We start from the raw sequence: 12,053 nt of genomic DNA, 5'->3' as shown, positions 1-12,053 counted from the left end.
CTAGATCGACAAGTCCTGCAACAGGTAATGTCAACTTTGTTTGTTTCTGGAAGACAAAATTATGAAATCACGCTTGAGCATAACCATGAGTTTAAGTGGTTAAGCTCAAGTGATTGGTGAGACTTTTAGGTTATCGCAAGCTCAGTGGTGGTGGAACATAGCGGATTGCGCTATGTTCCTATGCAGAAAAGTGATGTTTAGCAGATCAGATTAGTTCTGATGCTCTTTTAAATAATCTTCCGTACGTTGCATCGCAGCCTGAATATTTTGAATGGCCTGTTCAATATCAGCGATGGTTTTGGCATTACCGCCACTCAGCGCTTGACGCCATTTACGTGCGCCCGGCAAGTTTTGAAATAAGCCCAGAATATGACGGGTGATAATTGAAAGCGGTGCACCTTCGGCCACACGTTGATGAATATAAGGCATCATTTGCTGCATGATCTCAAAACGATCAGGTGCTTCCAAATTCCAGAGTTGGCCCATCTCTGCCAATAAATACGGATTGTGATAAGCCTCACGACCAATCATCACCCCATCAACATGCTGTAAATGTTGCTGTGTTTCTTCAAAGGTTTTAATACCGCCGTTAATCTCAATGGTGAGGTGTGGGCGTTCTTGTTTAAGACGATAGACATCTTCATAGCGCAAGGGTGGGACTTCACGGTTCTCTTTTGGAGATAAGCCCTGCAAGATGGCAATACGCGCATGTACGATAAAATGGGTACAGCCTGTTGCTGCTACCGTATCGACAAAATGTAGCATTTCTTCATAGGAGTGCATGTCATCAATCCCGATACGATGTTTTACCGTTACAGGAATCGAAACAGCTTTTTGCATGCTGTGAATACATTCAGCCACTAGATTGGGTTCAGCCATTAGGCATGCCCCAATTTTGTTGTTTTGCACGCGATCACTTGGGCAGCCGACATTTAAATTGACTTCGTTATAACCCCAGTCTTCAGCCATTTTGGTACAGGTGGCTAACTCTTGTGGATTGGAGCCACCGAGTTGCAGCACAATTGGCTGTTCTTGTTGATTGAAGTCGAGATGGCGATTGGCGCCGCCATAAATAATCGCCCCCGTGGTCACCATTTCGGTATAGAGCACCACATTGGGATTAAAAAGACGTGCAAAGAAACGATAGTCTTTTGTTGTCCAATCCATCATTGGCGCGACGGAAATACGTGGCTTTAATGATTCAAGTGAGTGCATAAACGGATCTCGGATGTGGACAAGCAAAGAAAGGGCAGCATTATACGAGTTTTGTGATCAATTCACCAATGCTGATCCCCGTCACTTCAATTTTCACTATAAGGATGAAGATCTAGGATGTGACGATCTTGTTTTTCTTTGTCAAAAGATGGTCGAAGAAACTAAACAACATACAGGCAAAGACCAGACTGATTCCAGCCAAACAGGTCATGCTCCAGCCGCCATGATTCCATGCAAAAATACCAAGGGCCGAACCACATGCACCACCAGTAAAGTAGGCGGTCATATAAATGGCATTGATACGGGATTTTGCATCAGGACGTAAACGGAAAATCACACTCTGATTGCTGGTATGGACCAAGGCCAATGCCAACTGAATCAGCGCAAAACCAAGGATATAGCTGAATAACACGCTTTGCCCAAAATAGAAGCAGATCCAACTCAAGATAAATAAAGCACAACCCATCCAAGTCAGTTGGCTGGTATAGCCCTGATCTGCATATTTACCGATATATTGCGTAGAGAGGGCACCAAAGATCCCGACCAAAGGCACCATACCAATCAACAGATCTTGCAGATGATGGGCCGAGGTCAGCAGTAGCGCGATCGTTGAATATAGAATACTAACTGCAGCGAAAGCAAAACCGCCTGCAAGCGCACGTAATACTAAGCGTTTTTCTTGCTTGAGTAACTGCGCCATGGAGACAAAGACTTGCCCATAATTCATTTTCATGCGCATGGCATAAGGCAAGCGGCTTTTCAAGGCATAGGCCAAGATCAGCATGAGCACGCCGCTGACCACATAAATGACTTTCCAATGAAACAGATTAGAAAACAAGCCTGCAAGACTGGTTGAGAGTAAAATACCGACCAGTAAACCACTCATCAAGAAGCCAATCACTTCCCCCGTTTTTTCGGGTTTCACTGTCATGGTGGCAAGCGGAATTAAGACCTGTGCTGCCACCGAGAACAGCCCTGCCATGACGGTACCCAGCCAAAGCATGGGTAGGTTGACCGAGAAAGCACTAATAAATAAACCTACAGCACAAAATACCATGAGCAAAGGAATGAATTTGGTTTTGTTCACCACATCGCCCATCGGGACAATAAACAGCAGGCCAAGTGCATAAGAGACTTGAGCAAAAGTTACCGTGAGCGCTGCTTGACCTTCAGTCACTGCAAAATACTGCTGAATCGAGTGAATCAAAGGCTGACTATAATAGTTGGCACCCGCACACAAACCACATGCTGCAGCCATAAACCAAAGTAAGGTTTTATTTTGACTAATATCTTGAGGGGCAGACATAATTTTCTCTATTACTGGTTTATGCGGTATAGGCGGTTGCTTCAACTTCAATTTGCATCCCTGCTAATGCCAAACCTGATACAGGAATAAGGGTACAGACTGGATAAGCTTGTTGCGGCCATAAGTGTTGTATGGTTTTAGCCAAGATTTGAAGTTTCTCAGCATTGTGATCAACCACCAATATCCGTAAAACGGCAATGTCTGATAGTTGTACTTGGGCTGAAGCTAAAGCATGTTGAATATTATAGAAGACTTGTTGTACCTGTTGGTCAAAATCTTTAGGCAACTCCCCCTTTTTATTCTCACCACCCTGACCGGCAATATGAATAGTACGCATATTGGGTGGAACAATGCTCACATGACTATAGCCATTACTGCGTGGATCATAAAGTTCACTGGGATTGATCATTTTAAATGTCGGTTTCATCGTGACTCATCACATGGAAGATGGAGATGACTCAGTATCAAAGCTCAACCTAACTTGAGGTCAAGGGTGTTTTGCGCCCAAAGCAAGCACGGTTCATAATAAATGAGCGATTTCTTCGCATTTTGGTTTTTTAGGGCTTCAATTGAAGAGATGAATTGAGTAGGTGTTTAATATTTGCACCAATGTTGTGCAATAAAGCAGCTTTTGCTAGACAAAACCATACAAATATCACTTGAAAAAATGCCTATTTAAGTTTTTTTCATTCTTTTAAATTTTTCTGAGCAACTAACTTCATCTCATTCAGATTTACTGATAAGCAAAAATGGTCTTTCATCCTCACTCTTTGATGGCTTGTTATAAATTGTCAGATAAAAACTCGCCGAAAAGACCAATAAAAGTTCAGTGAAGCCAATCCCTCGCCACAACTGCATGATTATGATGCCGATTCAACCAATGCATCGGTAGAGCGTCAAAGAAATAACCAATGTTGATGAAAATAGATTTGGTTAAACGTGACTGATGATCAGGATGAGGGTAGAGATGTTGAATAGATATCTCAGTGATCTTCCAAATCAGGAAGGGCACTGTATAGAAATGAACTGATGATGTGCGTAAGCAATCAGATTTATATGTGAAGCAGAGATGAAAAATCTGTAGTGTTCGATCAAAAGGCAAACCTGCGGATCATACAAGCTCTAAATATAAATGTGAATCATCAGTTCAAAATATAGGTATTTATTAAATAAATATTGGGTGGCATTTTAAAAAAGTTCCATTAGAATCCAAATTTCTACAAAGAATACTCCTGGGGGAAACATTGCTCTTGGCGATGTTTACTTAAGAAAAACTAGCTTGAGGAACGCTCATGCAGATCGGAATCCCAACCGAAACTGTTGCAGGTGAAAGTCGTGTAGCGGCTACACCAGAAACAGTTAAGAAGTTGATTAACGCAGGTCATAGTATTGTCATTCAACGTGGTGCTGGTGTTAAAGCCGCGTATATTGACAGTGCTTATGAACAAGTTGGCGCAACCATTACGGACGATGCATATACAGGCAGCCAAATTATTTTGAAGGTACGTGCCCCTAAAGGTGACGAAATTCAAAAGCTTGCGGCGAATACGACTGTAATTGCAATGTTTGACCCTTACCGCAATCCAGAATTAGACCAGTTTGCAACTCAGCAAGTGTCTGCTTTTGCATTGGAATTACTGCCACGTACGCTATCACGCGCACAAAATATGGACGTACTTTCTTCTCAAGCAAACTTGGCAGGTTATAAGTCTGTATTGTTAGCTGCGGCTGAATATCAACGTATGTTCCCAATGTTAATGACGGCTGCAGGTACTGTAAAACCAGCACGTGTTGTGATTATGGGTGTTGGTGTTGCGGGTCTTCAAGCGATTGCGACTGCGAAACGTTTAGGTGCAGTCGTAGAAGCAACTGACTTACGTCCAACAGCAAAAGAGCAGGTTGAATCTTTAGGCGGCAAATGGCTCGATGTGCCAATGTCGGATGAAGAAAAACAACGTGCTGCTGAAGCTGCGAAAAGTGGCTATGGTTGGCAGCCGGGTGAGCAATACATCAAAGATCAAGCTGCGATTGTAGATAAAGCTGTATCAAATGCTGACATCGTAATCACCACTGCATTGATCCCGGGTCGTAATGCTCCGCGTTTAATTAAAGCTGAAACCGTTGCCAAAATGAAACCGGGTTCTGTCATTTTAGATATGGCAGTTGAAACTGGTGGCAACGTGGAAGGTTCTAAAGAAGGCGAAACAGTCACAACTGAAAATGGCGTGAAAATTTTGGGTATTCCAAATATTCCAGGCACAGTAGCGACTGAAGCATCTGCACTGTATGCACGTAACGTTTTTAACTTCCTTGAGACATTATTCGACAAAGACAAAGCCTTTGCGATCAATCAAGAAGAAGAAATCCAAAAAGCGTTACTCGTGACTCATGGCGGTCAAGTACTGCTTAAGCGCGGTTAAGGAGAGTTCTCATGGTTGAAACGATTACAATTTTCGTCCTTGCTATCTTCGTGGGTTATTACGTGGTGTGGGGTGTAACACCTGCGTTACATACTCCATTAATGGCGGTAACCAATGCGTTGTCTTCCATTATTGTGGTTGGCGCGATGATTCAAACAGTGGGTATGCCTGCGATTGGTGTAGATGCTAATGTTGCATTCCAAAGTGTAAACGTGGTGAGTATCCTTGGTGCGATTGCTGTGTTCTTGGCAAGTATCAACATCTTCGGTGGATTTGCTGTAACTGCTCGTATGCTTGAAATGTTCAAGCCGAAGCAAAAGAAAAAAGAGGGCTAAGCAATGGAATTCATTCGAGACTATGCGGATTGGTTCTACCTGATTGGTGCTGTCCTCTTTATCTTAACTTTACGTGGCTTGTCTGGTCCTAAGACTGCAATTGCCGGTAACCGCTACGGTATGATCGCAATGGCGATTGCGGTAGTAACCACCTTCTTTGTTGCTGAACATCCGGTTGTTTGGATGATCGGTGGTGCAATGGTCTTGGGTGCTGTCGTTGGTATCGCACGTGCGAAAACAGTGCCAATGACACAAATGCCTGAGACGGTTGCGTTGATGCACTCTCTGGTCGGTTTGGCTGCGGTATTGATTGCAATTGCGGCGATTCTGCACAACAACCAACTTACTGCATTATTTGAACAAAACGAGGCGGCATTAACGGCTGCGGGTGTTCAACATGCACATATGAGTTCAGTTCATTTATTTGAATTGTTTGTTGGCTGCTTCGTTGGTGCGATCACATTTACTGCATCTGTATTTGCTTACGGTAAATTGGCTGCGAAGAAATGGGCAAAAACAATTTCGGGTGCATGGGTTAAACCCGTTCAAGCAACCATCTTTATTGCGATGCTTGCATGTGGTTTCTACTTCTTTACTACGGGTAACATGACTGCATTCTGGGCAATGACAGCACTTGCACTTGCATTTGGCTGGGTATGGATTGCGCCAGTCGGTGGTGGTGATATGCCAGTTGTGGTCTCACTTTTGAACTCATTCTCGGGTTGGGCTGCGGCAGGTATTGGTTTCACACTTGAAAACAATATGTTGATCGTTGCAGGTTCGCTTGTGGGTTCATCTGGTGCGATTCTTTCTTACATCATGTGTAAGGCGATGAACCGTTCAATCATCAATGTATTGTTTGGTGGTGCAATGGGCGGTGCAGCAGTTGCATCAGCAGATAAAGGTGAACAAGTTCAACGTAACCACCGTTCTGGTTCAGCAGATGACGCAGGCTTCCTGATGTCAAATGCAGACAGCGTTGTGATTGTACCAGGTTATGGTATGGCGCAAGGTCGTGCACAGAATGCGGTGAAAGAATTGTGTGAAATCTTGAAAGAGCAGGGCGTAAAAGTTCGCTTCGCGATTCACCCAGTTGCTGGTCGTATGCCTGGTCACATGAACGTTTTACTCGCTGAAGCAGATGTTGCCTATGAAGACATCTTGGAAATGGATGAGATCAACTCAGATTTCCCTGCAACAGATGTGGTACTGGTGATTGGTGCAAACGATGTGGTTAACCCTGCGGCGAAAGATGATCCGACCTCACCGATTTATGGGATGCCGATTCTTGAAGCGCATAAAGCACGTACGATTATGGTGATCAAGCGCTCTATGGCGACAGGTTATGCTGGTTTAGACAACGACTTGTTCTACAATGAAAAAACCATGATGATCTTTGGTGATGCCAAGAAAGTTGTGGAAGACATGACCAAAGCAATCAATGGTGGTGGTCACTAAACTGGCCTTAATCAAGATTGTAAAAGCCACCTTCGGGTGGCTTTTTATTTGGCTTATTTTTAAAGAAACTTTTCAACCAATTGCATAGATTGTTGATAAAGATCACGTGCCAATTGCTGGTTTTTGGCATGTGGAGATTTCCAATCTGGCATATGCGCACTGACATACGCTCCATTACGATTTTTCCATTCGTCTCCAATTGCCATTTTGCTAATCAAATTTGCAGGAACAGAGGTTGGGACTAAACCTAATTTCATCGCCGCATAGACAGGTTTGGGTAGATCGCGATAAATATCCGAAGCGACGCCACCTGGGTGTAACGCATTATTGGTAATTGAGCTATCTGCTAGTTGTTCTGCTAATGCATTGCTGAATAGTAAATTCGCGAGCTTGGATTGTCCATAATAAAATAGTGGATTATAAAACCCCTCTGCGCGGAATTTGTTGGGTTTGATTGAGCCTGCCCAATGTGCAATTGAGGCTAAATGGACAATACGTGCTTGAGGCGATTGTTTTAAAACAGGAAGCAGTTTTTGGGTCAATAAAAAATGACCGAGATAATTGACACCAAACTGTTGCTCGAAGCCATCAGCAGTCAGTTGTTTGGTTTTGGCAAATAAGCCAGCATTGTTGATCAACACATCCAGATTGCCATAACGGTCTACAATTTCATCTGCTGCTTTTCGAGTTAATTCAAGGCTGTTGAGGTCGAGGGAGATGAGATCGACTTGCCCTTGGTCGAGCGCCCGTAATTTGTTTTGTGCTTGTTGTGCTTTCTGTGGGTTTCGGCAGGCCAGAATCACGTGTTGCCCTTGTTTAACCAGCTGTTCTGCTGTGGCAAAACCAATGCCTGTATTGGCACCTGTAATCAGTATTTTCACTTCCTGTACTCCAGTTATGCTATTTATTGGTGGGATTGCAAGAATCTGTATAGTGCTGCAATTTTGACAATTTGTCATGTCAAATTTAAAGGTGGGAGATGGTCGACATTTGCTCATCTTTTGGTGAGAGCGATATTGTTGTTTGGGGATTATGTTTTTGATGAGTTCTTTAAATTAGAAGTTAGTCGAAATAAGTATTCTCCGGTAATCCCTGTAGTAACTCAAAAAATTGATGGATTTGTGCCTCGGTAACACGCGCTGTAGAAATTGGAGGTAATTCATCCTTGCCAAAGAAAGCCACCTCTGAGGTTTCGATGCTTGGTTTGAGTTCGCCACCAATCAGTTCACACCAAAAAAAGGCTTTATACACGTGTAAGAACATGGCAGGGTGAGGGTGCTTTCTACGATCTGTGAGTGCGAGGAGTCTAACGGCTTTCACCTCTAACCCAGTTTCTTCAAGGACTTCTTTTTCAGCATTTTCTGCAGCGGAATAGCCAACATCTGCCCAACCTCCAGGAATAGACCATAAGCCATCCTGTGTCTCTTTGGCTAATAGAAGTTTATTGTCCTTAAAGACAACAGCGCGCACATCGATTTTGGGTGTTGCATAGCCAATATCTTGCAAGACATTGGAAATAAAATGAGTGGTATCAATTTCTTTTAATTCAATCAGGGTACGGACGTGATCAAGTAATTGCTCATAACGCTCTTTATCGTATACATCTTTGCTGTAGTGCAAACCTGATTGAGCCAATCCAGTAATCTTATGGAGTGTTTCAATCCATGCGGCTGAATCTTTCATCTTATTCTAGCTGTACTTGAGGGGAGGATTTAATACTAGCACTGCGATTATATTTTACAACGAATGGTCGGAAATTTAGGGCTAAATCGGCTTGTTACGTGTTCTTGTTTAGGGCTATTTTTGACTTGAATTCGCTATAAAAAAAGCGACCTATTCGGTCGCTTTTTTGAGGAGCTTTACGCTACAGATTCGGGCGCACGCCATAAGCTTTCTAAGTCGTAGAACTTACGCGCGGTTGGTAACATTACATGTACCACAACAAAACCGAGGTCGATTAAGATCCACTCAGCATCGCGTTCACCTTCGACACCGATTGGGCGGAAACCTGCTTTACGTGCTTCATCAGCAACATTGTCTGCAAGGGCTTTAACATGACGAGTCGATGTACCGCTTGCAATCACAATTGCATCGGCAACATTACTGATCGTACTTACGTCAAGTTCAAGAATATCTTTGGCTTTTACATCAGTGAGAGCTTCATGTACAACGTTTAGGCACGCTTGTACATCTTTGTTCGCTGTTTTGATTTTTAGGTCGTGAGAATTAGAAGCGCTGGGCGATGGTTCTAAATTCATAGAGGGTATATTTTCCTGACAATTGCTCATTGTCAAATATACCGTTTTTCTCTAAAAAGTTCAAATTTTAGCAGTAACAGTTTATGTATTCACATCATTGGAAAAATACTTGTTTTTCCATGCAAAAGATTGATCTGACTGCGTTTTTGGTCTGTATTCCGCTGCAATTAGACCTCGATAGTCACTTTGTAGCAACCAGTCAAAGATTTGTTTATAGGGGATATTTCCAGTATCGGGTTCATGCCGGTCTGGACAGTCGGCAAATTGGATGTGCCCAATCTGATCGATATTTTCCTGTAATCCCGCTAATACATCTTCACCCATCATCGCCATGTGGTAACAGTCATATTGCATTTTCAGGGCGGGATGGTTGATGGCTTCCAGCATTTCTTGGGCTTGGGCAATGTTCTGAACCAAGAAGCGTGGCATATCAGTACCATTGATCATTTCAAAAACGGGTTCAATACCTTGTTCCGTGAGCATGTGACAGGCTAGTTTTAGATTGCTTGCAAGTGTATTCAGACACGGCAGCAGATCGGCATCCAGCGGTTGTTTACCGGCGAGAATATTCACACGTGGCACATCCAGTGCAGTGGCATAACGAATTGCCAGCTCAAGCGCTTGATGGAATTCAATTTCTCGCCCCGGCACACCTGCAAGCCCATTGCCGCCTTGCATCAAGTCACCCGCAGGGACATTAATCAGGCAGAGGGAAAGATTGTGTTGTTCAAGTTGAGTTCGAATATCGATCACGTCGAGTTCATAGGGAAATTGAATTTCTACATGCTGAAAACCATGGGCGTGCGCTAAAGCAAAGCGCTCAATTAAAGGGACTTCAGTAAAAATCATGGATAAATTGACTGCAAGATGGCTCATTTTCAGACTCCCTGAATCAATAATTATTGTTCTGTAATTTTGATGATAGTCGCTAAATCCTTATCAGCAAAGCCATTTTCTTGGTGAGCTTGTAACTGTAATAGAGCTTTTTGTGCCACAGGTATCTTTAAGTTAAAACTCTGTGCCAGAAGTAATGCATTGTTTAAATCTTTTGATAGGGTTTGCACCTTCCATTGTACTGGCTCAAAGGTCTGTGTTGCCATACGCGGCGCAAGGATTTGAAAGGGTTTTGAGTCGGCAAAACCACCCGCGAGTGCAGGTGCAAGTAATGCGGTGTCGACGCCTGCTTGGTCGGCAAGGGCGACAGCTTCTGCAATCAGGGTACTATTGGCGGCAACAATTAATTGATTGCAAATTTTAGTCGCTTGTCCTGTACCCGATGTTCCCATACGGGTGACACGCTGTGAGAGTACATTGTAAATTGGGGTGAGTTGCTTGATCGTCTTCGCATCACCGCCTGCAAAAATAACCAATGTACCTTGTTCGGCTCCCATGGTTCCGCCTGATACGGGAGAGTCAATCCATGTGACCTGTTGTTGTTGAGCAGACTGAGCCAATTCTTGAGTTGCAGAGACTGACAAGCTCGAGAAATCAACAATGATTTGCTCAGCTTTCAAATAGGGTTGAATTTGGGTGAAAACATTTTGCACCGCTTGATCATCGGCTAAACAGGTCAAAATAACAGGATAGCTGCCGATGTCATCGAGCTTTAAGTGTAATGCACCTTGCTGCTGCAAAGGTTCACATGCGAGCGGACTACGGTTCCAGACCGCCACAGGATAACCTGCTTGTAAGAGTCGGCTGGCCATACGTGTACCCATTAAACCCATACCCAAGAAAGCGATTGGTGTTTTTTGATTCAAGATCATGGCAATGTATTTCCTTTTTGGGTGCGGCAAGCTTCGCTAAGCAAGCGGTCTGGCGTACTATTGGGGATCGGTTGAACAGAACTATTGAAGCGTTCAGGATAATTTTTATGACTTCCATCCTTTGCATAAAAAGTTTGTTCTATTGGGCTGAATTCATGGGTAATGCAATTCATCTTGCTTTTATAGGTTAAATAAGCCTGACCTTTATAAATTTCCTCACATTCTTTCATTTCACTAAAATCATATTTTTCGAGCAGAATGTTTTTTTGAGCGGAAGCTTGATCATAAAAAACATGAATATTGCAGGCATTCTCTTTGGCAGGAATCTCAATCCATTGAGTTGCATAAGCCGTTTGTGCACAGGAAAAGAGTAGGATTAAGCTGATTATTTTAGAATTAAACATAAATTGATAATTATTTAAGAAGTTGAATATCAGATTTCAAATGATCTGATATTCAATGTCTATGATTATTTGTATTGACGTGGTAAGAATTGAACTTCTGGGTTCTTGTCCTTTTTACGCGCAAGGCTACTGTTTTTACCTAAAAGTAGTTTGAGTTGCCAAAGTTTTTCTAAGCGTAATGCTTTTTCAGGTTGGTGCTCCATCGCATCCAAAACACGTTTCGCCGCCATAATGGCATCTGGTGAACGTTGTAAAATTTCTTCGGCAATGATATTCGCTTTCGCTAATGGGTCATTGTCTAAATGGGTGACTAGACCAATTTTTTTGGCATATTCAGCATCAAAGATACGCGCAGTTAAGGTCAGTTCTTTGGCCAAATCAACGCCAATCAGCCCTTTTAGTGAACGGGTGAGCCCCATATCGGGTACCAGGCCCCAGCGACTTTCCATGATTGACATTTGCGTGCTTGGTGTCGCAATACGAATATCGGCTGCGAGTGCGAGCTGCATGCCTGCACCAAAGCAATAGCCTTCGATTGCTGCAATTACAGGGATCGGCAGATTCTGCCAGATCAGGAAGGCTTTTTGAAACAAGCTTTGCCCTGGTTTAATCAGTTCCCATGCAGCAAAAGCAGTATTTTTAGGATTGTTTAAATCAGAAAGGTCGATGCCTGCACTAAAGACCTGTGCTTCACCAGTGAGAATGACACAGCGGATTGAACGATCTTTTTCAATTTTTTTTGCAGTTGCCACCAGCTCTTTGAGTAAGGCAAAGCTCATTGCATTACGTTTATCTGGACGGTTTAAGGAAACTGTTGCGATTCCATTGTTCTTTTCAACGCGTAAAAGTGCCATCTGCCTTACTCTTATTGTGTTTGATTTGGCAGCATAA

The 12,053-nt window shown here is 43.1% G+C and carries 13 protein-coding genes; 3 read left to right on the top strand and 10 right to left on the bottom strand.

Features of this window, described 5'->3' with window-relative positions:
* Window positions 1-210: 210 nt before the first annotated feature.
* The 3 genes from dusA to NDN13_RS11245 all read right to left on the bottom strand — a co-directional run bounded on the left by dusA (window position 211) and on the right by NDN13_RS11245 (window position 2,948).
* Window positions 211-1,215: a tRNA dihydrouridine(20/20a) synthase DusA gene (dusA, locus tag NDN13_RS11255; protein ID WP_251115519.1), complete on the bottom strand. Its 1,005-nt coding sequence runs from the start codon at window positions 1,213-1,215 to the stop codon at window positions 211-213.
* 112 nt (window positions 1,216-1,327) lie between these two features.
* Window positions 1,328-2,521: an MFS transporter gene (locus NDN13_RS11250; protein WP_241272532.1), complete on the bottom strand. Its 1,194-nt coding sequence runs from the start codon at window positions 2,519-2,521 to the stop codon at window positions 1,328-1,330.
* 19 nt (window positions 2,522-2,540) lie between these two features.
* Window positions 2,541-2,948 (bottom strand): RidA family protein, encoded by a 408-nt coding sequence (locus NDN13_RS11245; RefSeq protein ID WP_251115518.1) that lies wholly within the window; start codon window positions 2,946-2,948, stop codon window positions 2,541-2,543.
* 865 nt (window positions 2,949-3,813) lie between these two features.
* On the opposite strand from NDN13_RS11245, the gene NDN13_RS11240 reads away from it, so the two are divergent.
* From NDN13_RS11240 to NDN13_RS11230, 3 genes are read left to right on the top strand one after another with little or no spacing between them, the layout of a single operon-like run.
* Window positions 3,814-4,941 (top strand): Re/Si-specific NAD(P)(+) transhydrogenase subunit alpha, encoded by a 1,128-nt coding sequence (locus NDN13_RS11240; RefSeq protein ID WP_004804441.1) that lies wholly within the window; start codon window positions 3,814-3,816, stop codon window positions 4,939-4,941.
* Window positions 4,942-4,952: 11 nt separating this feature from the next.
* Window positions 4,953-5,276 carry a proton-translocating transhydrogenase family protein gene (locus NDN13_RS11235; RefSeq protein ID WP_004655717.1) on the top strand — a complete coding sequence of 108 codons (324 nt, stop codon included), beginning with the start codon at window positions 4,953-4,955 and terminating at the stop codon, window positions 5,274-5,276.
* A 3-nt stretch (window positions 5,277-5,279) separates the two neighbouring features.
* Window positions 5,280-6,734 carry an NAD(P)(+) transhydrogenase (Re/Si-specific) subunit beta gene (locus NDN13_RS11230; RefSeq protein WP_004655715.1) on the top strand — a complete coding sequence of 485 codons (1,455 nt, stop codon included), beginning with the start codon at window positions 5,280-5,282 and terminating at the stop codon, window positions 6,732-6,734.
* 59 nt (window positions 6,735-6,793) lie between these two features.
* Here NDN13_RS11230 and NDN13_RS11225 read toward each other — a convergent pair whose 3' ends face one another.
* From NDN13_RS11225 to NDN13_RS11195, 7 genes are all read right to left on the bottom strand, one after another.
* Window positions 6,794-7,615 carry an SDR family NAD(P)-dependent oxidoreductase gene (locus NDN13_RS11225; protein WP_171553413.1) on the bottom strand — a complete coding sequence of 274 codons (822 nt, stop codon included), beginning with the start codon at window positions 7,613-7,615 and terminating at the stop codon, window positions 6,794-6,796.
* A 181-nt stretch (window positions 7,616-7,796) separates the two neighbouring features.
* A complete protein-coding gene (locus NDN13_RS11220; RefSeq protein WP_171553412.1) occupies window positions 7,797-8,417 on the bottom strand; it encodes an NUDIX hydrolase in 621 nt (206 codons plus the stop codon).
* A 176-nt stretch (window positions 8,418-8,593) separates the two neighbouring features.
* Window positions 8,594-8,992: a ribosome silencing factor gene (gene rsfS / locus NDN13_RS11215; RefSeq protein WP_004655709.1), complete on the bottom strand. Its 399-nt coding sequence runs from the start codon at window positions 8,990-8,992 to the stop codon at window positions 8,594-8,596.
* An 81-nt stretch (window positions 8,993-9,073) separates the two neighbouring features.
* Window positions 9,074-9,868, bottom strand: coding sequence for a hydroxypyruvate isomerase family protein (locus tag NDN13_RS11210; RefSeq protein ID WP_171553411.1), 795 nt, complete (start codon window positions 9,866-9,868; stop codon window positions 9,074-9,076).
* 23 nt (window positions 9,869-9,891) lie between these two features.
* Window positions 9,892-10,758, bottom strand: a complete 867-nt coding sequence (locus NDN13_RS11205; RefSeq protein WP_251115517.1) for an NAD(P)-dependent oxidoreductase — start codon at window positions 10,756-10,758, stop codon at window positions 9,892-9,894.
* Complete coding sequence (locus tag NDN13_RS11200; protein ID WP_251115516.1) at window positions 10,755-11,162, bottom strand: hypothetical protein; 408 nt, start codon at window positions 11,160-11,162, stop codon at window positions 10,755-10,757. Before NDN13_RS11200 ends, NDN13_RS11205 begins: the two co-directional genes overlap by 4 nt.
* Before the next feature lie 65 nt (window positions 11,163-11,227).
* Window positions 11,228-12,016, bottom strand: a complete 789-nt coding sequence (locus NDN13_RS11195; protein ID WP_241352265.1) for a crotonase/enoyl-CoA hydratase family protein — start codon at window positions 12,014-12,016, stop codon at window positions 11,228-11,230.
* Between the last annotated feature and the right edge of the window lie 37 nt (window positions 12,017-12,053).

The organism is Acinetobacter sp. C32I, assembly GCF_023702715.1.
Classification (GTDB): Bacteria; Pseudomonadota; Gammaproteobacteria; order Pseudomonadales; family Moraxellaceae; genus Acinetobacter.
Note: the sequence above shows the minus strand (reverse complement) of the source record. Positions and strands in the feature narration are given on the sequence as shown.